The sequence below is a fragment of the Silvimonas terrae genome, from assembly GCF_014202765.1.
GTDB lineage: Bacteria > Pseudomonadota > Gammaproteobacteria > Burkholderiales > Chitinibacteraceae > Silvimonas > Silvimonas terrae.
This window is the reverse complement of the sequence record NZ_JACHHN010000007.1, coordinates 125,734-147,273: the sequence shown is the minus strand read 5'-3', so window position 1 is coordinate 147,273 and position 21,540 is coordinate 125,734. Positions and strand designations below refer to the sequence as shown.

At 58.2% G+C, this 21,540-nt stretch carries 18 protein-coding genes; 11 read left to right on the top strand and 7 right to left on the bottom strand.

From position 1 onward, the window contains the following. Positions 1-7: 7 nt before the first annotated feature. From HNQ50_RS16430 to HNQ50_RS16415, 4 genes are all read left to right on the top strand, one after another. On the top strand, positions 8-949 hold the full coding sequence (locus HNQ50_RS16430; protein WP_308419175.1) for an AAA family ATPase: 942 nt from the start codon (positions 8-10) through the stop codon (positions 947-949). Next, the gene (locus HNQ50_RS16425; protein WP_184102289.1) at positions 950-1,951 is read left to right on the top strand and encodes a hypothetical protein; all 1,002 of its coding nucleotides are present in this window, start codon (positions 950-952) and stop codon (positions 1,949-1,951) included. Between the two features lie 149 nt (positions 1,952-2,100). After that, positions 2,101-2,691, top strand: a complete 591-nt coding sequence (locus HNQ50_RS16420; RefSeq protein ID WP_184102288.1) for a TetR family transcriptional regulator — start codon at positions 2,101-2,103, stop codon at positions 2,689-2,691. A gap of 93 nt (positions 2,692-2,784) precedes the next feature. Beyond that, positions 2,785-4,170 (top strand): hypothetical protein, encoded by a 1,386-nt coding sequence (locus tag HNQ50_RS16415; RefSeq protein ID WP_184102287.1) that lies wholly within the window; start codon positions 2,785-2,787, stop codon positions 4,168-4,170. Positions 4,171-4,229: 59 nt separating this feature from the next. On the opposite strand, the gene HNQ50_RS22385 is transcribed toward HNQ50_RS16415, so the two are convergent. The 3 genes from HNQ50_RS22385 to HNQ50_RS16400 form a co-directional block, all read right to left on the bottom strand. Further along, positions 4,230-5,552, bottom strand: a complete 1,323-nt coding sequence (locus HNQ50_RS22385) for a methyl-accepting chemotaxis protein (protein WP_184102286.1) — start codon at positions 5,550-5,552, stop codon at positions 4,230-4,232. Between the two features lie 539 nt (positions 5,553-6,091). Then, a complete protein-coding gene (locus tag HNQ50_RS16405) occupies positions 6,092-7,120 on the bottom strand; it encodes an aldose epimerase family protein (RefSeq protein WP_184102285.1) in 1,029 nt (342 codons plus the stop codon). Positions 7,121-7,208: 88 nt separating this feature from the next. Beyond that, positions 7,209-8,429, bottom strand: coding sequence for a XylR family transcriptional regulator (locus tag HNQ50_RS16400; protein ID WP_184102284.1), 1,221 nt, complete (start codon positions 8,427-8,429; stop codon positions 7,209-7,211). Positions 8,430-8,651: 222 nt separating this feature from the next. Between HNQ50_RS16400 and xylA the strand changes: the two genes are divergently transcribed. The 5 genes from xylA (at position 8,652) to HNQ50_RS16375 (ending at position 16,191) form a co-directional block, all read left to right on the top strand. Beyond that, on the top strand, positions 8,652-9,971 hold the full coding sequence (gene xylA / locus HNQ50_RS16395) for a xylose isomerase (RefSeq protein WP_184102283.1): 1,320 nt from the start codon (positions 8,652-8,654) through the stop codon (positions 9,969-9,971). A 485-nt stretch (positions 9,972-10,456) separates the two neighbouring features. Further along, positions 10,457-11,923, top strand: coding sequence for a xylulokinase (gene xylB / locus HNQ50_RS16390; RefSeq protein WP_184102282.1), 1,467 nt, complete (start codon positions 10,457-10,459; stop codon positions 11,921-11,923). Between the two features lie 116 nt (positions 11,924-12,039). Beyond that, on the top strand, positions 12,040-13,059 hold the full coding sequence (gene xylF / locus HNQ50_RS16385) for a D-xylose ABC transporter substrate-binding protein (RefSeq protein WP_184102281.1): 1,020 nt from the start codon (positions 12,040-12,042) through the stop codon (positions 13,057-13,059). 233 nt (positions 13,060-13,292) lie between these two features. After that, on the top strand, positions 13,293-14,840 hold the full coding sequence (xylG, locus tag HNQ50_RS16380; protein ID WP_184102280.1) for a D-xylose ABC transporter ATP-binding protein: 1,548 nt from the start codon (positions 13,293-13,295) through the stop codon (positions 14,838-14,840). Positions 14,841-14,988: 148 nt separating this feature from the next. Further along, entirely contained in the window at positions 14,989-16,191 is a 1,203-nt protein-coding gene (locus tag HNQ50_RS16375; protein ID WP_184102279.1) for a sugar ABC transporter permease, read from the top strand. Between the two features lie 69 nt (positions 16,192-16,260). Here HNQ50_RS16375 and HNQ50_RS16370 read toward each other — a convergent pair whose 3' ends face one another. Beyond that, entirely contained in the window at positions 16,261-17,859 is a 1,599-nt protein-coding gene (locus HNQ50_RS16370) for a response regulator (RefSeq protein ID WP_184102278.1), read from the bottom strand. A gap of 186 nt (positions 17,860-18,045) precedes the next feature. Further along, positions 18,046-18,261 carry a hypothetical protein gene (locus HNQ50_RS16365; RefSeq protein WP_184102277.1) on the bottom strand — a complete coding sequence of 72 codons (216 nt, stop codon included), beginning with the start codon at positions 18,259-18,261 and terminating at the stop codon, positions 18,046-18,048. A gap of 275 nt (positions 18,262-18,536) precedes the next feature. Between HNQ50_RS16365 and HNQ50_RS16360 the strand changes: the two genes are divergently transcribed. Beyond that, positions 18,537-19,580 carry a BamA/TamA family outer membrane protein gene (locus HNQ50_RS16360; RefSeq protein WP_184102276.1) on the top strand — a complete coding sequence of 348 codons (1,044 nt, stop codon included), beginning with the start codon at positions 18,537-18,539 and terminating at the stop codon, positions 19,578-19,580. Between the two features lie 256 nt (positions 19,581-19,836). Beyond that, positions 19,837-20,505, top strand: coding sequence for an HAD-IA family hydrolase (locus HNQ50_RS16355; RefSeq protein WP_184102275.1), 669 nt, complete (start codon positions 19,837-19,839; stop codon positions 20,503-20,505). 28 nt (positions 20,506-20,533) lie between these two features. Here HNQ50_RS16355 and HNQ50_RS16350 read toward each other — a convergent pair whose 3' ends face one another. Continuing rightward, on the bottom strand, positions 20,534-20,842 hold the full coding sequence (locus HNQ50_RS16350) for a putative quinol monooxygenase (RefSeq protein ID WP_184102274.1): 309 nt from the start codon (positions 20,840-20,842) through the stop codon (positions 20,534-20,536). Between the two features lie 30 nt (positions 20,843-20,872). Further along, positions 20,873-21,469 (bottom strand): NAD(P)H-dependent oxidoreductase, encoded by a 597-nt coding sequence (locus HNQ50_RS16345; protein WP_184102273.1) that lies wholly within the window; start codon positions 21,467-21,469, stop codon positions 20,873-20,875. Positions 21,470-21,540: the final 71 nt, after the last annotated feature.

The following is a 21,540-nucleotide window of genomic DNA, read 5'->3' as shown; positions in this document are numbered from 1 at the left end:
GAATACAGTGCAACTGAACGGACCTTTTGGGTTGCAATTAGGAACCGCCGAAAGTGTGCGTAATTGGGATTCTGATGATGCCATCAAGTTGCAACTGGTCGAGGGAGAGGACATCAGTAGCTGGCATTTTGGAGCCTCGTCTGAGGAAGCCTTGTATTTGACCATCGAAAATAAACCAGACTTTGTACCCTCGTCGTTCTCAGGGCGCCCTCGTGCGTTCACTTATCTATGTGCAGAAAGGCTTGGCCCGAGAAGCGTTTTAGGGGCATCTCCCTGCCCAGACGACACGCTGGAAATTGGGGTCCATGGTGAATATTGTGCCCAAATGGTCGCAACAATGGGTAATAGCCCTCTGCAAAATGTCGCAAGGCAGCACCCGGATGCAGAAATGGGGGGCGCTTCGCTGTTGAAGTATGAAGTGGAGAAATGGATCGGAGAAATTGCCAAGCCGATTGAGATCGATGCTATTCGATATCCAGGTACCACCGTAAACTCGATGCGCTTTCGAACCTCCGGTGAAGCATGGGTTCATGCTCCAAATATGGGGTTTGGTATTTCTTATGCTCTGCCGATTATTCTGGCTGGTCTTACGGCCCAGGATAACGGTCTCCTGATTGTCGAAAATCCTGAAGCTCACCTGCACCCAGCGGGCCAGTCACGTATGGGGGCATTTCTCGCTTGGCTTGCCGGTTGTGGCATCCAGGTCATTCTCGAGACACATTCCGATCATGTTTTAAATGGTGTCAGGCGTGCGATTGGAGAACATCATTATCTGACGCATGACAATGCAATTACGCATTTTTTTGGTCCAGATGCGGATAATTTGCCAACGACTTATGAACTGTCGTTTCTGTCCGATGGAAGTATTTCACACTGGCCGCAGGGATTTTTCGATCAGTACCAGATCGATATTGCCTCGCTTGGGCAGATACGCCGGAAAAGAAATTAAATGTCCTTCGTCATTGATGGTAGCGAGTGGAATTTCAATGGCTGGTCATCTGAAGACATTATCTTTGCCATAGACTTGCTGCTTGAACGGGTAGAAATTGCCAAGAATCGGAAAGAAACAATCTGGATTGGCGATGACTTACAGACTCGCTCTATGTTGGGAGACCTTGATCTTTGGAGCCTTGTTGCACCAGATTCTCCGATTTCGGTGCCCCCTGAAATCCGGCAAGAATTGGCGGCATGGTTGGGGCGTGCTTCCAAGTACCTGGACGAACCAGATTGGCCCCACGGGATGGCCGACGCACTACTCATTGGTGTGGATGGACAAGCCCAACAAGCAGAAAATGCAGATTGGGCATGGGCCCACCATCATGTCAGAAATGGCCGTCCCGTTGCTTGCATTGGGCTTCGGCGATCTGGTGTGCATGATACGGACTCTGTTTATGGCCATGCGGTGGTTCATTGGGTTGTGGACGAAAACAGCCACCGGGCATTTTGGCGTGACGCCATCGAATTGGAAGGCGATAGCCAGGAAGCCTTGGAGCGCTTGGCACCTCATGCCTTTCCAGACTTGTTTTTTCAAGCAAATGTATGGCGTGGGCTAAACGAACTTGTAGGCGGGTACGACGCAGAACGTAAAACTGTGCAGAAGTACCTGAGGGTTCTCGACGATCAAGGTTACTGGGCATTTACCTGTCCGCCCCCAGCTCTAAGTAGAGGAGAAGCTGATGGCCCAGACCCAAAGGCACGCCCCTCAAATCAAATCATCGAAAGACGGTTTATGGGGCTCGCACTGGAAGTCGCACCCGAAAAGCCGAATGTGCATGATGACACCAGATGCCGGGAGGCCCGCGAAATAGTTCTCGGGGGCAGAACCCTTTACTGCGAATGGCATGGCAAATTAAAGCCACATCAGAATCGACTGCACTTTCATCCACCGGTTCCAGAGTCTGGTGAAAAAGTGATCATTGCTATATTCCATCGACATCTTCCTTTGCCTTAACGGTAACAGTTCGACGGTCTGGGTTTTCTTTGAGGAAAGGGAAGCGCCACCCCGATTGCCATTCAAGGCGTGGTTCAGACTGTAGAGAACGGATCAGGCGATCCCAGATAAAGCAAAGGCCCGCAATGTGCGGGCCTTGTCTGTTTTAGATGATCGAGGCGATTACCGAACTCGTGGCTGAGCGCGGTCTGGACGGAACCTCCGTGCGCAACATCAACAAGCTCGCTGGGGTGGCGAATCAGTCGGCGGTGAATTACCACTTCGGCAATGTCTGGGGTCTGGTCGAGGCCGCCGTGGCTGAAGCCACCAGCGCGTACAGCCATGACATTGAAACCATGTTGGCCGCGCAACGGGCCACCCTCACGCTGATGGATATCGCCGAAGCCATGATCCGCCCGATTGTGCGCATGGTGGTCACGCCGCAAGGCCGTGGTCGCGTGCAACTGATGGCGCGGATGGCCGGCGATTGCGGCCAGCGCGGACGTGAACTGCTGGCGCGTGGCCTCGGGCCCGTCTCCCTCCAGCTTTCAGCAGGTGCCCGGCAGGCACTCCCTGCGCTTGATCAGGAAGCCGCCGGGGTCAAGATTCTCTATGCCTTCAATACCGTTCTGAACGTCATTCCCGACGCCGGTCTGGAGCGCTGGTGGCCTCTTGAGACCACCAGCCGGGACCGGCTGGACCGATATCTGCGCGATTACATCGTCGGCGGCATCAGTTTTTCCAGCCGCCCGTTGCCCTGATCGCGCTGATCGCGCCGGTTGCACCGGCTTTTGACTCTGCAAAAAACGACAACCAGTACCGGTAATACACGACCAAAATCCAAGGAGGAGTCCGTGTCTGCTGTCATTTCCAAACCTCGCCGTGCGCTGGCCATCGGCCTGAGCTGTGCAATCTCCGCGCTCTTGCTGTCCGCTTGCGGCAGTGATGGCTCCAGTAGCATTGCTGCACCCACGCCAGCCACCCCCACACCGGCGCCGACCAATCCTCTGCCGGCTTCGTTCAGCGTGCAACATGCTGCACAAACCTGCTTGTGGAAGGGGCCGCTCTCCCGGGATAACCCCAACGGTAACTTTGCCTATCCGGATAGCGGCGCCGCTTACTGGTCGGCAACGGTGACCATCCCGGCTGGGGCGCATCTGTTCGTCAACGGCCAGTTTCCGTACTCACGGTATATCTCCTACGTGAGCTACGACACCAACGCGCAGCCGGTGAACGTACTGCATGATGAAGATATCCAGCCGGCTACGGGCGCGACCAACCCGTTTATTGCCGGTAACCCGCGTTATGCCGATGCCCGCAACTATCAGGTAGAGATCGTGGCTGGCAGCACGCCTGCCACACCGGCCGCGAATACGCTCTACACCGGCATGCCAGGTCCGACCGTGACCTTCTGGTACCGCGTCTACGTACCCGATCAAGGGGCGGATGACACGGGGGCGGTGGGTTTGCCGGACGTATCGGTCTTGAATGCAGATGGCAGCACGCTCAGCGGTGACGCCGCCTGTGCAGAGCTCAACCCCGCCAGCGCGCTGAGCACACCCAATTTTCTGCCGCAGGCCACGTACGCCAGTTTGCGGGATCAGGCCAACGTGCCCGACAGCTTTCCGGCCCAGAACCCGGGTGACTGGCATTTCCCGTTCAACCGCACCTGGAACCTGCAATGCCTGTTTTATTACCTGTGTAGTGGCACCCCGGCGTATCAACAAAACTGGTATGGCAATCCGGATAACGCCTATGTGGAGAGCATGATCAGCCGCGATTACGGTACGGTAGCCATCTTGCGCGGCAAGTTGCCGCAAGTGCCGGCCACCTTCCACAACAGCCTGACGCACGTGGCCGGGCAGTTGCGATACTGGTCCATCTGCATGAACGAGTTTTACACGCAGAAGGTGACCGACTGCATGTATGACGAGCAGGTGCCGGTAGATGCCAATGGCAATTACGTCATCGCTATCAGTCGCAGCGCAGACCGACCGGCCAATGCCACCACCGCGTGCGGTTATGGCTGGGTCCAGTGGTCGGATGTGGGTGACGGCAATGGCCATCCCAACGATGGACTCTTGATCATGCGGAACATGCTGCCAGAGCCATCCTTCGCCAACGCGCTACAAAACGTGCTGGTGCCAGGCCAGGAGCAATCCGTGATCGGACCCTATTTGCCTTCGGTCACCTATGGCAGCAAGGCATCGTTTGAGGGGTTGGGCTGCAAGGCGTCATAAGGCAGGTGCAGTGAATGAAAAAGGGCGCCAGGGGCGCCCTTTTTGCTGCAGACGTTTGCCTACACCGTCGCTGATTTCACCGCAGAAAACTCCCCGATCACGCGTACCACCTGTTTGGAACTATCGCTGATGCGGGTAATGGCGTCGCCCGCTTGCCGGGCCAGACCAACACCATCGTTGGCCTGCATGACGCACGCGCCCATGCTCTCGATTGCGGTGCGGGTGCCTTCCTGGATTTTGCCAGTCATGCCGGCGATTTCCGTGGTGGACACCCCGGTGCGTTCCGCGAGTTTGCGCACTTCATCGGCCACGACCGCAAATCCCCGGCCTTGTTCACCGGCGCGGGCCGCTTCAATGGCGGCGTTCAGTGCCAACAAGTTGGTCTGATCGGCAATTTCCTTGATGGTATTGACGATGCTGCTGATCTGCGACGATTTTGTGCCCAACTCTTCAATCAGTTTTGAGGCGGATTGCACGGTGCTGGCAATGTCGTGCATTTCTTGTGCGGCGCGGTGAATAACCTGTTTGCCTTCTTCCGAGACCACATCGGTCTCTTCAGAAATGGCGTAGGCGCGGCGGGCGTTCTGCGCATCAGCCTCCTGCTGCACCATCCGTTCTGTAATGTCGTTGGCAAACTTGATGACTTTGTAGGGCTGGTTATCGCTATTGAAAATAGGGTTGTAGGTGGCTTCCATCCACAGCGCAGAACCATTGCGTGCAACGCGCTTGAACTGGCCGGACATGAACTGGCCCCGGTTCAGGGCACGCCAGAAATCAGCGTAAGCCACGCTATCGCGGTATTCCGGCTCGCAAAAAATCCGGTGATGTTTGCCCTTGATTTCATCCAGCCGGTAACCCGTGGTTTTCAGAAAATTTTCGTTGGCGGTGAGAATGGTGCCATCCATATTGAATTCAATCACCGCCATGGAACGATCCAGCGCTTCAAGCATATTGTGCTGTGCCAGGCTGTCTTCGATCTGGCGGGTAATATCGTGCGCAAATTTGATGACCTTGATCACGCGGCGGTGCTCATCAAAGATCGGGTTATAGGTCGCCTCCAGCCAAAGGCGCTGACCACTTTTACCCAGGCGCTTGTAGTTGCCGTTAAAGTATTCGCCCTGTGCCAGGCGTCGCCAGAAATCTGCGTATTCGGCTGAATTGGCATATTGGGTGTCGCACAGCATACGGTGGTGTTTACCGACCAATTCATCGCGGCGATAACCCGTGGTGCGGGTGAAGTTTTCGTTGGCGTCCAGAATCGTGCCATCAGGGGCAAACTCAATCACTGCGGTAGAGCGGTCTAGTGCGCTCTTCCAGGCCTGTTCTTGCTGGAGTGTTTGCTCCAGTGTTTTGAGTCTGCTTTTTAATTGGCTATTGAACATGATCTGCATTTTCCTTGCTTTATTGGTTTTGCTTTTGCATAGCGAAAATCCACGCGGTGCGCGCGGTCTGCAATAAAAATACGGGTACGTTTATTGCGCACGTGAAAGTGCTGCCATTCTGGAATCAGTGGCAATTAAAAATACTAGGTGGGATTCTGGCAGAAAGACAACTTAAGCAAACTTTAATATACGAAAGTGTATGTTTTTTGATGAACGGTAAAAATGAACACGCCGGCGGTCGTAACGGGGCGTCCGGGCGATTTGTGTCGGCGGTGTTTCAGCCATATTGCGCTTAATACATTGAACCCGTCTTCCAGCACGATTTTTTTATCGGCCAATCGGTATGCTGGTGTGTTTTAAGTAATTGGAGTGATATAGGTAGCTGAATTGATTTAGCAGGATTTTCCTGGCATTGTCAGGGGGCGTTTTGGCAAAACGGCAGGACGTCTTTTAAAAACAAATAGCCTGATCGGGTTACATCAGGCAGAAAAAAACGCCGCGAGCATGGCGGCGTTTTTGTTCCTGATATAACCCTTGGGTCAGTTGCGCACGCCCAAGCGGTAAGTGGTGACCTGGCGGTAGATTTTGCCTGGTCGCAAGATCACCAGTTCCGCGTCTTCCGAGTTGATCTGGTTGGGAAAGCGCTGCGCCTCCAGGCACAAGCCGTCGCGTGCTTGCCAGGCACGGCGACCTTTCATGCCGTCCAGAAAATTGCCGGTATACAGTTGCAGACCACGCTCAGTGGTGGCCGTCACTAGCTCCCGACCACTGGCCGGATCGTACAGGGTGGCGACGTCACGCAAGGTGCCAGGTTCGCCATTGAGTACGTAGCAATGATCAAAGCCGCTGGCCAGGGCCAGTTGGGAGTCCGGCCAGTCCAGCCGGGAGCCCACAGGGGCAGCGGCCCGGAAATCAAAGGCGGAACCCGCCACCGGGACAGTGGCGATGGGGATGGACTCGTCATCAATGGCCAGATAGTCATCGGCGTTAATTGATAACAGGTGGTCGCGCACATCCGAATCGCCGCCAGACAGGTTGAAATAGGCGTGGCTGGTCAGATTGAGCGGGGTAGGGGCGTCGGTGGCCGCCGCGTAGGCAATGGTCAGCGTGCCAGTATCATCCAGCCGGTAGTCCACTTCGACCCGCAAGTTGCCGGGAAAACCGCCGGCGCCATCGGGCGAGATCAAAGACAGACGCAATGAATCCAGTGACACATGCGCCTGCCAGCGCTGGTTATGAAAGCCGGCAAAGCCGCCATGCAGATGGTTGGCGCCCTCATTGGCATCCGGGCTGAATTCCTGGCCGTCGATATTGAAACGGGCACCTTTGATGCGGTTGGCCCAGCGTCCGGCCACACTGCCAAAAAAACCGCTGCCTTCCAGGTAGCCGGCCGCGTCCGGATATCCCAGCAATACGTCGGCCATGCGACCAGCCCGGTCCGGGGCATACCAGGAGACCAGCGAGGCACCGATGTCGGTCACCACCACGCGCATGTCGTGAGAGTTGCGCAGGGTAAACAGGCTGGCGCCGTGATCCCAGGCCGTGGTCTGGATGGGCAAAATGGACATTCAATCTCCGGGGATAAAGCGTAAAGCCGCGTTTCTGTTTTGATTGGCAGGCCAGACGTTTGCCGGCCCTGTTTTCTTGTGTTGGGATTTATTGCGTGACTGTCGGCGGCACGCCGCGCGCGTCTTTGCTGCGGTCGTAGAATTCACGCGGGGTACAACCCAGTTCGCGCTTGAACACCGCGTGCAGGTATTGCAGCGAGGTAAATCCGCAACGCACGGCAATGTCGCCGGTAGAAAGCTCGCCCTGCAGCAGCATTTCGCGGGCTTTTTCCAGTTTGAACAGGAGGATTTCCTGGTGCACGGTGTAACCAAGTTCGCGGCGGAAATAGCTTTCCAGTGAGGAACGCGACACGCCGACGTAATCCGCCACCTGTTCGGTCTTGATGCCCTGGCAGGCGTACTGGCGGATGTAATGCCGCGCCCGCATCACATAGGGGCTGGAGAGCGGTTGATACTGGCTGGAGGCCAGCACATTGATGCCCACCGGTGGCACCAGAATGCGCGTGTTGCCCAGCCGCGCCCCATTGAGCATCTGGTGCAGCATGTGCGCGGCGGTACGGCCCATTTCTTCACACCCCTGGGCGACTGAACTTAACGGAATACGGTTGAGATTGCGGGTGAGTGGATCGTTATCGATGCCGATGATGGCGACTTCTTCCGGCACGGCAATACCCGCCGTCAGGCAAGCCTGCAACAGGTGGCGCGCACGTGCGTCGGTCACGGCAATGATGCCCACCGGTTTGGGCAGGGCGTTCAACCAACTGACCAGGCGCTCGCTGGCGCTGTTCCAGCCATCCGGAGAGGTGGCCAGACCCCGGTTAATGGGGGCATCCGCACCGGCCAGCTTGATAAACGCTTTCTCACGCTCTTGCGCCCAGCGGTTCACCGTAGATTCCGGCAGGCTGTACATGGCAAAGCGTTCCAGCCCCACATCAATCAAGTGATCGTGCGCCAGCCGCACCAGCTTGAAATTGTCGGTGGCCACGTAGGGCACGCCGCCCGGATAGTCCGCCTCATCCTGATAAGAACTGCCCACAGCCACCACAGGCAACGGGCTGCGGCTGAGGATCTCGGCCACGGCGGGGTCATCGAAGTCGGCAATGATGCCGTCACCTTGCCAGTGTTCCAGGCCATTGAGGCGACAGCGAAAGTCTTCTTCCAGAAACAGATCCCAGGCCACGCGGGTAGAGCGCAGGTACTCGCCAATACCGGTAATCACCTCACGGTCGTAAATCTTGTTGGCATTGAACAGAAGGGCAATACGGTGCGGCACTTTGCCGCTACGGTCTGCCTGGCTGGGGTGGCTCATTCGTGTGTCCTTGGGTGATTGCGCCAAACTGGTGCAAATCAGGGTCCGGAAACGGTTTCAAGGTATGAGATGGATTGTAAATTGCGCCGCTTCGGGGCGCACCCCCTTGCCAAAAAACGGCAATGTCGCTGGCCGATTTCGTAATTGTGGCAAGGCGACTACAAGTCCTACGATTTGCCTCGTTCAGTGGTTTTCCAATCCGTTATCCGTGGAGTTACGCATATGGCTGAAGTCTTTGCCAACGTCGGCAAGGTCCGTTTTGAAGGTCCGCAATCCGACAACCTGTTTGCTTTCCGGCACTACAACCCAGATGAGGTGGTGCTGGGCAAAACCATGGCCGAGCATTTGCGACTGGCTGTGTGTTACTGGCATACCTTCTGCTGGCCTGGCTCTGACGTGTTCGGTCCGGGTGTATTCGAGCGGCCCTGGTTCAAAAGTGGCGACGCCATCAGTGTCGCCAAGGGCAAGGCCGATGCCGCGTTCGAGTTTTTCTCCAAGCTCTCCGTCCCGTTTTACACCTTTCACGATTGCGATGTGGTTTCGGAAGGCCATTCCATTGGCGAATACGTAGAAAACTTCGCACGCATGACGGACTACCTGGAACAGAAGCAGGCCGAAACCGGCGTGAAACTGTTGTGGGGTACCGCCAATGTCTTCAGCAATCCGCGTTATGCCGCTGGCGCTGCCACCAACCCGAACCCGGAAGTCTTTGCCTATGCGGCCACGCAGGTGTTCAACGCCATGGGCGCGACCCATCGTCTGGGTGGTGCCAACTATGTGCTGTGGGGCGGCCGTGAAGGCTATGAAACCCTCCTGAATACCGATCTGAAGCGTGAACGCGCCCAACTGGGCCGCTTTATGCAAATGGTGGTGGAACACAAGCACAAGCTGGGTTTCAAGGGCACGATCCTGATCGAACCCAAGCCGCAAGAGCCGACCAAGCACCAGTACGACTATGACAGCGCCACGGTGTACGGCTTTCTCAAAGACTTTGGCCTGGAAAAAGAAATCAAGGTCAACATCGAAGCCAACCACGCCACGCTGGCGGGGCACTCGTTCCAGCATGAAATTGCCACGGCGGTGTCGCTGGGTATTCTGGGCTCGATCGATGCCAACCGCGGCGATCCGCAAAACGGTTGGGATACCGACCAGTTCCCCAACAGCGTGGAAGAAATGACGCTGGCAACGTATGAGATTCTCAAGGGCGGCGGCTTCACCACAGGCGGCTTTAACTTTGACTCCAAAGTACGGCGCCAAAGCTCGGACCTGGAGGACCTGTTTCTTGGCCACATCGGGGCGATTGATGTGCTGGCGCTGGCCCTCAAGCGCGCCGCAAAAATGATCGAGAAAGACACCCTGGCCGAACTGAAAGACAAGCGCTACGCCGGCTGGAATGGCGAGTTTGGCAAACAGGTGCTGGCCGGCCAGCAATCGCTGGAAGACGTGGCGCAGTGGGCGATCTCGAACAATATTGCGCCCAAGCATGTCAGCGGTCGCCAGGAGCACCTGGAGAACATCGTTAACCGGTACATCTACGGTTGATTGAACCGGGCTGCGCATACCAAAACATCGTCATTCCGGCCTTGAGCCGGAATCCAGTGGGGCGCCGAAGGTGGCCTTTGCGGATTGGAACAACCGTGGTCAGCGTCTTCGACGCGGTTGTTTAGAACTGGATTCCGGCGTTCGCCGGAATGACGAGTGAGTGGTGTGCCGAGTCAGGATATGTATTTCGCACCTCCCGCCTGACCCCATGCTCGCGGGGTGTGCAGATTGGGCCGATGACGGCCTTCCTCGCTTGCTGTTTGGTGCCATGGCAACAACGGCGCGGCAGCTCTGGCGCTACGGACCATTCCGTGGCGCCTTTCTTTTGCCTTGTGATCTTGTGTTTGATTTCAAACGGGATTTTCTGCTGAAAAAACGTCATCCGTTTCGGCAGATTTTGTAATTGTCCGAAACTGACTACAAGCAGAACCTGTGTCCACCCGATTGTCATGTATGGATTGCACCTGTCTGGTGCAGGAGTCACGATGTTTATTGGTATTGATCTGGGTACTTCCAGCCTGAAAGCCATTTTGCTGGACCGCGCCGGCACCGTGCGCGCCAGCGCCAGTGCGCCATTGACGGTATCGCGCCCGCAACCCTTGTGGTCTGAACAAAGCCCGGCCGACTGGTGGGCCGCTTGCGAATCTGCTATTCCCGCCGTGCTGGCGCTGGGTGCCAAAGAGGGCATTGTCGCCAGCGATATCGAAGCCATTGGCCTGACCGGCCAGATGCATGGCGCCACGCTGCTGGACGCAGCCGGCAAGGTCTTGCGCCCGGCCATGCTGTGGAACGATGGCCGCGCCTTTGCCCAATGCGCCGCACTGGAAAAACGCGTGCCGCAATCGCGCCAGATCACCGGCAACCTGATGATGCCCGGCTTCACCGCGCCCAAATTGTTGTGGGTGGCCGAACACGAACCAGACCTCTTCAAGCAGGTGGCCACGGTCCTCTTGCCCAAGGATTATCTGCGTTATTGCCTGAGCGGCAACTTTGCGACGGATCTGTCCGACGCCGCTGGCACCTTGTGGCTGGATGTGGGCAAACGGGACTGGAGTGACGAGATTCTGGCCGCGACCGGTCTCACTCGCGATCACATGCCCAAGCTGTTTGAAGGCAATCAGATTACCGGTCAGCTCAAGCCGGAACTGGCAGCCCGCTGGGGGCTGCGCAGCATCCCGATTGTGGCTGGCGCCAGCGATAACGCCGCCGGCGCCATTGGCGCGGGTATTGTCGCGCCGGGGCAGGCCATGCTCTCGCTGGGGACCTCCGGCGTGTACTTTGCTGCCTCGGATGGTTTCCGCGCTAACCCGCAACGCGCCGTACACAGCTTTTGCCATGCGCTGCCGGGGACCTGGCATTTGATGTCGGTGATGCTCTCTGCCGCATCCTGCCTGGATTTCACCGCGCAACTGGCCGGTTTTGCTGACGTGCCCACCATGCTGCAGGCCGCAGAACGCAAAGGTCTGGATGCGCGCACTCCGCTGTTTTTGCCGTACCTGACCGGTGAGCGTACCCCGCACAACAACCCGGCCGCGCAAGGGGCGTTTTTTGGCCTGACCGCCGGGACCGCCCCGGCTGATCTGGCCAATGCCACGCTGGAGGGCGTTGCCTTTGGTCTGGCCGACGGCGTGGACGCGCTGGAAGCCACCGGGGTGGTGCCGGAAGAAGTCACCGTTATTGGCGGCGGTTCGCGGAGCGCTTACTGGGTGCAGCTGCTGGCCGATGTGCTGGGCCGGGAACTGGTCTGCCGGGAAGGTGGCGAAGTGGGCCCGGCCTTGGGCGCTGCACGGCTGGCCCACCTGGCCATCGACCCTGCCGCAGACATTGCCACAGTGTGCCCGGTGCCCCCGGTGACCGGCCGATTTACGCCCGATGCAAAACGCACGACCTGGCTATCGCCGCGCCGCGCACGCTTTGCCACCTTGTATCGGGCTGTCGAACCGCTGTTCTGAACCTGGCGGACCAGGCCAGAGCGGCAGGAGGAAGTACTGCAGCACCACGGCGTCTGCACCCGCAGCGTCATATCAGGAAATGTTTTGCCCACAACTAAATGAAACGAGGAGTCACCATGAAAGCCAGATTGATTACGACCCTGCTTGCCAGCACGCTGACCTCGGTGCTGCTGTTTGCCGCACCGGCCGCTCAGGCCAGCAAGGACAAGCCCGTTATCGGTTTCTCGATTGACGATTTGCGCGTGGAACGTTGGGCGCGTGACCGCGATTTCTTCGTGGCCGCTGCAGAAAAGATGGGCGCCAAGGTCTTTGTGCAATCGGCCGATGCCAGCGAGCAACGCCAGATTTCGCAAATTGAAAACCTGATTTCGCGTGGTGTAGATGCCATCGTGATTGTGCCGTTCAATGGCAAGGTACTGACCAACACCATCGCTGAAGCCAAGAAGGCGGGGATCAAGGTTGTGGCTTATGACCGCCTGATCAACGATGCCGACATCGACGCTTACATCACCTTCGACAACACCAAAGTGGGTGAGATGCAGGCTGAAGGCGTGCTCAAGTTCAAGAACAAGGGCAACTTCTATCTGTTGGGTGGCGCACCGACCGACAACAACGCCCGCATGTTGCGCGACGGTCAGTTGAAGGTGCTCAAGCCGTACATTGACAAGGGCGACATCAAGATTGTCGGCCAGCAATGGGTGGATGAGTGGAGCCCGCAAAAGGCCCTGAACATTGTTGAAGACGCACTGACCGCCAATCAGAACAAGATTGACGCCATTGTGGCCTCCAACGACGGTACTGCCGGTGGTGCGATTCAGGCCCTGGCTGCACAAAAGCTGGCTGGCAAGGTGCCGGTATCGGGGCAGGATGCTGATCTGGCCGCCGTGAAGCGCGTGATTGGCGGTACGCAAGCCATGACCGTGTACAAGCCGCTCAAGCTGATCGCCACCGAGGCCGCACAACTGACCGTGAACCTGGTGCAAGACAAGCCGGTGAAGTTTGACACCCAACTGGATAACGGCAAGAAGAAGGTCAACACCATCCTTCTGAAGCCGACCATGCTGACCAAAGACAACGCAGCGGACATCCTGGTGAAGGACAACTTCTACACTCAAGCTCAGTTGGCCGCGCAGTAAGCCGCGGGCCGGCAAGGGCCCATTGGCTGCGTGATGTCCGCTTGCGGTACGAATGTGTACTGTCTGCGCGAACATGCCTTGCCACTGGGCCCTTGCCCACCCGCTGGACGCTTTGCCGGTCTGTCTTGCCGGGGAGCGTGTGGTGGGTCTGATCGGCCAGGGCAAACCCGAAGGCGGCAGTCTTCCTGGTTTGCCCTGCTTGTTGAACAGGTTTGAGTGATCGGGAAACGGGTATGTCTGAATACTTGCTGGAAATGCGCAATATCCGTAAATCCTTCGCTGGCGTGAAAGCGCTCGACGGGATTGATTTGCGGGTGCGGGCCGGCGAATGTGTGGGCTTGTGTGGCGAGAACGGGGCCGGCAAATCCACACTGATGAAAGTGCTCTCCGCCGTGTATCCGCACGGCACGTGGGAGGGCGAGATTCTCTGGCAAGGTCAGCCCCTGGCTGCACACACCATTCGCGAAACCGAAGATGCGGGCATTGTCATCATCCACCAGGAACTGATGCTGGTGCCTGAGCTCTCGGTGACCGAGAACATTTTCCTGGGTAATGAAATCACCTTGCCGGGCGGCCGCCTCAATTACGCCGCCATGCACCAGCGCGCCCAGGCGCTGATGAATGAACTGGAAATGCCGGATGTCAATGTGGCGCTGCCGGTATCGGTTTACGGCGGCGGACAACAACAATTGGTTGAGATCGCCAAGGCGCTCAACAAAAAGGCCAAACTGCTGATTCTGGATGAGCCCTCATCCTCGCTCACCACCGCAGAAATCCGCGTGCTGCTGAACATCATCAAAGGCCTGAAAGCACGTGGCGTGGCCTGTGTGTATATCTCTCACAAGCTTGATGAAGTGGCGGAGATTGGCGACACCATTACCGTGATCCGTGACGGTACGCACATTGGCACACAGCCGATGAGCAGCATGTCGGTAGACCGGATTATCTCCATGATGGTGGGGCGCGATATTGCCAACCTCTACCCGCGTGAGCCGCATCCGATCGGAGAGGTGGTGCTGGAGGCCCAGAACATCACCTGCTACGACGTGAGCAACCCGCAACGGCGCAAGGTCAAGAATGTGTCGTTCAGCCTCAGGAAGGGCGAGATTCTGGGGATTGCCGGTCTGGTCGGCGCGGGCCGTACGGAATTGGTGAGTGCACTGTTCGGGGCGTGGCGTGGCAAGTCCGCAGGCACGGTCAGCATCAATGGCAAGGTGGTGGATGTATCCACGCCGCAAAAGGCTATTCGGCATGGCATCTGCATGGTGCCGGAAGACCGCAAACACCACGGCATCGTGCCGGAGTTTAGCGTGGGCTGGAATATCTCCTTACCGGTACTGGGCCAGTACACGCATCTGGGGCGCATTGATAAAAGCGCCGAGCTGAAAAACGTCATGCATGAGATTGGCCGGCTGCGCATCAAAACCGCCAGCCCGCATTTGCAGATCACCGGTTTGTCGGGCGGCAATCAGCAAAAAGTGGTGCTGGCCAAGATGCTGCAACCCAAGCCGGACATCCTGATCCTGGATGAACCTACCCGCGGCGTGGATGTGGGCGCCAAGTATGAAATCTACAAGCTCATGTTTGACCTTGCCCGCCAGGGTATCAGCATCATCATGGTGTCCAGCGAACTGGCCGAAGTGCTGGGCGTGAGTGACCGGGTGCTGGTGATGGGCGAAGGCGAGTTGCGCGGCGAGTTCAATAACGAAGGCCTGACACAAGAACAGGTTCTGGCTGCCGCGCTCAAGCCGCTGGATCAGGTGTTGCCTGAGGCGGCATAAGGCACGCTCTACTGCACTCGGGGCGTTGAAACGAAGCTCAAAATGCGCATTGACCGCCGGTCAACACCGCTTTTCGCTGCGTTTCGCATGGCTGACCCTGCGCGCATCAGCGCTTCATGAAAGATAAAGAAAGAACGAGGAGTTCAAGATGATCAAGACCGGCGCAGTCGCCGCAACTACCAGTCTGCCGGGTCAGGACAAACCCGCGCATGGGTTTCCCGGCGTGAAGCAGTTGTTCAGCCAGAACAAGATTCTGGCCTTGCTGATCGCCATTGCGTTGATCTGGGCATTTTTTGCCTGGAAAACCGAAGGCGGCTATCTGACGCCGCGCAATATCTCCAACCTGCTGCGGCAGATGTCCATCACCGGCATGCTGGCCAGCGCCATGGTGTTTGTCATTATCTCTGGCGAGATTGACCTCTCGGTTGGCTCGCTACTGGGCTTGCTGGGCGGTGTGGCGGCGGTGCTCGATGTGCATTACCACATGCCGCTGGCGGCCAACCTGGCCATTGTGTGTGGCCTGGGTTTGCTGGTCGGGCTGTTCAACGGATACTGGGCAGCTTATTTGCGCGTGCCCTCGTTTATTGTGGGTTTGGCGGGCATGCTGGCGTTTCGTGGCGTGCTGCTGGGCGTGACCGGCGGGTCTACCATTGCGCCAGTGTCGGACCAACTGGTGTACCTGGGCCAGGGGTATCTGCCCACGCTGCTGGGCGATCTGATGGGCGTGATCATCTTTGCGATTGCGGGCGTGGTGACCTGGCGCAGCCGTCTTTCCAATGTCCGCTATGGTCTGCCCGTGGCACCGTTGTGGCGGGATATCACCCGCGTGGTGGTGGCGGGGCTGGTGATTCTGGGTTTTGTGCGCGTGCTCAACGCCTATGACGGTATTCCCATCCCCGTGCTGTTGTTGATGGTGCTGCTGGCGCTGTTTACCTATATGGCCACGCAAACCGTGTTTGGTCGTCGTATCTATGCGGTGGGCAGCAATATGGAGGCCACGCGTTTATCCGGCGTGAACGTGCGCGGCGTCAAACTGGCCATCTTTGCGCTGATGGGGTTGATGTGCGCCTTTGCCGGCGTGGTCAATACCGCGCGGCTGGCGGCGGGCTCGCCTTCGGCCGGCTCGATGGGTGAACTGGATGCCATTGCGGCGTGTTTTATTGGCGGCACGTCCATGCGCGGCGGGGTAGGGACCGTACACGGTGCGTTGATCGGCGCGCTGGTCATGGCCAGCCTGGATAACGGGATGTCCATGCTGGATGTGGATTCGTTCTGGCAGATGATCGTCAAAGGCACGATCCTGTTGCTGGCGGTCTGGATTGATGTGGTCTCGCGCGGTAGCAGTCGTTGATCAGTGCTGACACAGCCAACAAAAAAGCCGGGGCGGTACGCGCCGGCTTTTTTGTTGGCGTGGCCTGCTTCAGGCTGCCCGCGCCGGGCGGACCACGCTGGCGGCAAGGCTGACTGCCAGATGGCCGTTGCGATCCATCAGCAAACTGCCCCCCAGCGCCTGCGCCAGCGCCTGGATCAGTGCCAGCGTGACCGCTATATCGCCGCCCACGTGCGTGGTCAGCCCGGCTTTGGCCCCAATGGTCACGCGCGCGGACCTGCCCGGTTGCGGCAGGCTGCTCAAGGTTAAATGCACCGGGTGTGCGGCCACTTGCGCCAGTTTATCCAGCAATTGCTCCAGCCGTTTTTCATCCAGCCAGACTTCATCCACCGCAACCCGCCGCAGATCCAGTATGGCGGCGGAAGGCGTGTGCTGATGCTGTCGTTGCCAGCGTTCAATCACAGCATGTAATGAGAGCGCCTGCTCGGGCACCGTGGTGGGCGCGGCGCCCATGCGGATCAGTTCACCCAGTTCCAGCACCGTGCGATAGAGCCGGGAGCTGGCTTCTACCAGATTGACCACACGGGTTTGCGACGCTTCGGCGGCCAATTCAGACGCTTGGGTGCTTTCGTTTCCGGCGGGCGAAGTACGGGCGTCACGCAGGCGCTTCACGCTGTTGGCCCGGTCGGTAAAATCGATCATGCCGCCAATGGCACCCTGAATCTGGCCTGAGCTGTCGCGTACCGGCATGCACCACACATGCAAGGAACGCAATACGCCATTGACGTGCACATGCGTATCCAGTGCAATGGTGCGGCCAGTCTGGATCAATAACTGAAAATGCGCGGCAACATGCGCTTGCAGCGCCGGGTCGAACCAGGTGGCTTCATCAGGCAGGGCGTAATCCGGATCGGCCAGCGCGGCGGCATACAGGTCCATAAAACGCGGGTTGCACAGTGCCAGGCGGCCTTCTTTGTCTCGCAGAAACATGCCGTTGGGGGAGGATTCAATCATCGCCCGCAACAGATGCAGGTTTTCCATACCCGCCATGCTGCTGTCGTCGCAGCGCAAGCTGCTGCCCAGATCCAGCCCATGGGTCTGGGTCAGGTCGATCAATCCGGCCAGGGTTTCCAGACCAAACTTGTTGAGCAGCCGATGCTTGCTCTGGTTCACGTTCTGGCGATCCGTCGCCATTTGCTCGCAGATTTCGGCGGTAGAGAACCCGGCTGCCAGCATTTGCAAGATGGCGATATCGAGGCCCGACAAACTATCGAGCCGCGCCGCTCCCTCGGCCACGCCGGCTGGCGGCGTAGCCGGAAAAGCACGTCGCCCCTGCAGTACATTGCGCACACCCAGACGCAAGGCCCGCGCCCCGGCAAATTTGCTCACATAACCACTGGCGCCGGCCTGGGCGCAGCGCAGGGCAAAGTGGCGTGATGGTTGCGTGGTGTACATCAGGATGCGGGTGGATGCACTCAGGGCGCAGATGCAGCGCAGCCCATCGACGCCACCCAGCGCGGGCAGCGTCAGTTCAATCACCACCAGGTCTGGATGCTGCGCCCGTACGGCGCTGAACAGGGATTCGCCATCACCCACCTGGGCCACAATATCGTGGCCTTCCAGTGTGACAAGCTGAACCATGGCCTGCCGGAACAATGGCGAGGCATCGGCAATAAGAATACGGCCCAAGAGGGTGCTCCGGCGCGGCGCAGATTGGTCTGATGAATGCTGTCTGCAAGCTGTCAAATTAGCCCGCAGCATTGCAGCAATTCAAGACCGTTTGCCGGATAGCGGGCGCTGGCCGGGCCCAACAGGACAAATGGGCGACGGAAGGCAGCCTGACAAGGCAAATTGCCGGTTTGGCACTCCCCAGACCTAGAGCGGGATCTCGGGTGCACCGGGCTCTGGCCAGCGCTTGAAACTGGCAGAGACGGTGAAATCGGCATGATTGGCGCTATCAAACAGCCCTTCAGGTTTGAACTGCATATGGTGAACGGCCACGATCACGTGCCCATCCAGCAGATCGCTCAGCGCGTTGGCGATGGCATTTTCCACTTCGGTCACCGAAACGGTTTTCAGGGATGGATTCATGGTTTGCCCCGTGCAGGGTAACGCGATATTTGCAATCTAGCCCGGGACCGGCTTTTTCACGACCCGGCACATGCTGAAAGCGCTGTAGGTCGACTGCCCGTGATTTGCCTATGCTGTAACCATTGCGCCCAAAAAACCGCCAGACCAGATGGGGTATCTACATCGTGCAGTCACACGGTACTTTTTGCTTGTCAGGCTTATCGCCCAGGGCGTCATGGCTGGCGACAGCGCTGCTGCTTGCTTCTGCCAACGCCTGCGCCCTGGACTGGAGCAGTATGCGCGATCCGGAAGATGGCGCGCTGGATGTGAGTGACTATCTGCTGAATCAGAAAGGCTTCTTGCCGGTGCCAACCATCATTACCGAGCCAGCGATCGGCTACGGTGGCGGTGGCGCGCTGCTGTTTTTTGATAAATCCATGGCAGAGGCCAGCGAGGAAGGCAAAAAAAACGGGGTCATGGCCCCACCCAACATCACCGGGGTGGGGGGCGTTGGTACGGAAAACGGCACCTGGGGCGCCGGCCTGTTTCATTTTCATACCTGGGATGGTGACCGTATCCGCTATCTGGGCGCGCTGGCCCGGTTTGACCTGAAAACCGATTATTTCGGAGCGCTTGATGTCGCCCGTTCCTACAAACTGGAGGGGACATTCCTGATGCAGCAGGTGCTGTTCAAGATTGCTGACAGCCCCTGGTTCGTCGGCCCGCGCTACACCTGGCTGGATGCCAACACCCAGTTCACCGGACAGGTGGCGACCGAACTGGGAGGATTCCAGAAAGACCTCACTATCAGCAAGCTTGGCGCAGTGGTGGATTACGACACCCGCGACAATATCTTCTGGCCCAACTCCGGCACCTATTCTGAAGTGGAAGCCCAGTACGCCCGTAGCGCCTACGGCAGTTCAGCCGATTTTGATACCTACGACGCCCGCATCTACAGGTGGATTCCGTTCGATAAAACCTGGGTACTGGGCCTGCGCGGCCAGCTCCAGGCCACCAGCGGGGACGTACCGTTTTATGCCCAGCCCTATGTGGACCAGCGCGGCGTGCAAAAAGGACGGTTTCAGGACAAGAACACCATCGCACTGGAAACTGAACTGCGCTGGAACGTCACCGAGCGCTGGGCCGCGCTGGGCTTTGTCGGCGGCGGGCGGGCCTGGGGGCGCTGGCACAGTTGGGATGAGGCAGAAACGCCGGTCGGCGTAGGGGTGGGGTTCCGCTACCTGATAGCGCGCAAGCTGGGCTTGGGGATGGGGATCGATGTGGCGCATAGCCGGGATCAGAATGCATGGTATATCCAGGTGGGGAGTGCATGGCGGTAGGTGTGCCGGTTTTGATGGAAGCAGGTTCTACTCGTAGCCCGGATGGAGCCGGAGGCGGGAGTCCGGGGTGGCGGGCCTGGTTAATATTGTTGTGGGGGTGTTAGTGCCTGAGGGTGCTAACACCCCACGCAAACGAAACTTGCACGCAACTACCCCGAAACACCTCACCCCTCCCTATGCCATAATCTCCCCTGCGGCAGCGCAACAAACCCAGACCCCGCGCGCCGTCCTTGTGCCACTTCCCTGACGAGCCCTCATGTCTACGCAAGCACTGTTCCCCCGCACCTTCTCCGCCTTCCTGTTCGATATGGATGGCACCATCCTCAGTTCAATCGCCGCCGCTGAAAAAGTCTGGGGCGACTGGGCGCTGGAACATGGTCTGGACGTGGCCGCTTTCCTGCCGACCATCCATGGCGTGCGCGCGATCGAAACCATCAGAAAGCAGCAGTTGCCGGGTATTGATGAAGAGGTGGAAGCCGCAAAAATCCTGCAAGGCGAGATCGACTATCTGGAAGGCATTGAGCCGATTGCCGGCGTGGCAAAGTTCCTGGCCGCATTGCCCCGGGACCGTTGGGCGGTGGTGACTTCTGCTACGCGAGAACTGGCAGAGAAACGGATTGCCGCTGCGGGCCTGCCCATGCCGCCCTTGATGGTGTGTGGTGAAGACGTCGCACACGGCAAGCCTGCGCCCGATTGCTTTTTGCTGGGCGCGCGCAAGCTGGGTGTGAATGCGGCAGATTGTGTGGTGTTTGAAGATGCGCCGGCCGGGATTGCCGGGGCAGAGGCGGCGGGGGCGACGGTGGTGGTGATTACGGCCACGCACAGCCACCCCATGGATACCACCAATACCAAAGTACCGGGCTATGAAGGTCTGAGCGTGGCCGTCGCGGCCGATGGCAGCTTGAGCCTGCTCAGCCAGGACTAAACCACTGCGCCGCCGGGGGCCGGCGTGGTTATAGCGCCGGGTTCAGGATATGGATGGATGCGCTTTCCACCATGTCTTTGGTGGCTTCCCGGTAGGTCAGCATATGCGGCGCGTGCATATGCGCTTGCAGGTGTTCCACGCTGGCCCATTGCTCCAACATGAAAACCGTGTCGGGCGAGGTTGTCTGGAAGGCGGCTTGCGTCACCGCATCGACCAGTGGCGCGTAGGCCATGCAGCCTTCTTCTTGCAGCACGGCAGGGGTGATTTGGGCAAACTGGGCCACCAGGTTGTCGCGCTGGCCCGGGCGGGCCTTGATGATGGCAATAACGGTCAGCATGGGGTGCTCCACAAAGAGATCATCAGAAATTCAGGCGTGTCTGGCCGGGGCAAACTGCGTGGCCAGATGCGCGTAGTAACGGTCGATATCCGCTGCAACAGCGGGCGCTTTGATCACATCATTGCAGATAAACGTCGGCAACGGTGACATGCCCAGAAACTGGTTGGCCTTGTGAAAGGGCAGGTAAACGCCATCCACGCCCACGCCTTCAAAGAACTGAGCCGGATCGGTGAATGCCTCCATTGGCGCATTCCAGGTCAAGGAGAGCATGTACTGCTTGCCCTGGATCAGCCCGCCAGAACCATACTTGAGGTTGGAATCGCTGCGGCTACGGCCATCGCTGGCATACAGGCGACCATGTCCGGCGGTGAAGACTTCATCCATGTATTTTTTCAGTGTCCATGGCGCCCCCATCCACCAGCCGGGCATCTGGTAGATCACCACATCGGCGCGCAGGTATTTTTCAACTTCGGCCTCCACATCGTAACCGCCATCGACAAAGGTGGTTTCAACTTCAAACTGGAAGTCCTTGAGGGTACTGGCGGCAAAGTCTGCCAGGGTGCGGTTGAGTTCGCCAGCAGAATGGCCAAACGCCTTGCCGCCATTAATGATCAGGAAACGGGTCATGATGGTTCGTTGTGTTTTAAGAGAAGGCCCTCAGACTATCGCTGTAGCGCGCCTGGAAAAACCGCCTGAGT

What these genes read in the sequence shown, in the direction of transcription:
- HNQ50_RS16425 (WP_184102289.1), top strand. Translation starts at nt 950, where the DNA reads ATGTCCTTCGTCATTGATGGTAGCGAGTGGAATTTCAATGGCTGGTCA.
- HNQ50_RS16420 (WP_184102288.1), top strand. Translation starts at nt 2,101, where the DNA reads ATGATCGAGGCGATTACCGAACTCGTGGCTGAGCGCGGTCTGGACGGA.
- HNQ50_RS22385 (WP_184102286.1), bottom strand. Translation starts at nt 5,552, where the DNA reads ATGTTCAATAGCCAATTAAAAAGCAGACTCAAAACACTGGAGCAAACA.
- HNQ50_RS16405 (WP_184102285.1), bottom strand. Translation starts at nt 7,120, where the DNA reads ATGTCCATTTTGCCCATCCAGACCACGGCCTGGGATCACGGCGCCAGC.
- HNQ50_RS16400 (WP_184102284.1), bottom strand. Translation starts at nt 8,429, where the DNA reads ATGAGCCACCCCAGCCAGGCAGACCGTAGCGGCAAAGTGCCGCACCGT.
- xylA (WP_184102283.1), top strand. Translation starts at nt 8,652, where the DNA reads ATGGCTGAAGTCTTTGCCAACGTCGGCAAGGTCCGTTTTGAAGGTCCG.
- xylB (WP_184102282.1), top strand. Translation starts at nt 10,457, where the DNA reads ATGTTTATTGGTATTGATCTGGGTACTTCCAGCCTGAAAGCCATTTTG.
- xylF (WP_184102281.1), top strand. Translation starts at nt 12,040, where the DNA reads ATGAAAGCCAGATTGATTACGACCCTGCTTGCCAGCACGCTGACCTCG.
- xylG (WP_184102280.1), top strand. Translation starts at nt 13,293, where the DNA reads ATGTCTGAATACTTGCTGGAAATGCGCAATATCCGTAAATCCTTCGCT.
- HNQ50_RS16375 (WP_184102279.1), top strand. Translation starts at nt 14,989, where the DNA reads ATGATCAAGACCGGCGCAGTCGCCGCAACTACCAGTCTGCCGGGTCAG.
- HNQ50_RS16365 (WP_184102277.1), bottom strand. Translation starts at nt 18,261, where the DNA reads ATGAATCCATCCCTGAAAACCGTTTCGGTGACCGAAGTGGAAAATGCC.
- HNQ50_RS16360 (WP_184102276.1), top strand. Translation starts at nt 18,537, where the DNA reads ATGCGCGATCCGGAAGATGGCGCGCTGGATGTGAGTGACTATCTGCTG.
- HNQ50_RS16355 (WP_184102275.1), top strand. Translation starts at nt 19,837, where the DNA reads ATGTCTACGCAAGCACTGTTCCCCCGCACCTTCTCCGCCTTCCTGTTC.
- HNQ50_RS16350 (WP_184102274.1), bottom strand. Translation starts at nt 20,842, where the DNA reads ATGCTGACCGTTATTGCCATCATCAAGGCCCGCCCGGGCCAGCGCGAC.
- HNQ50_RS16345 (WP_184102273.1), bottom strand. Translation starts at nt 21,469, where the DNA reads ATGACCCGTTTCCTGATCATTAATGGCGGCAAGGCGTTTGGCCATTCT.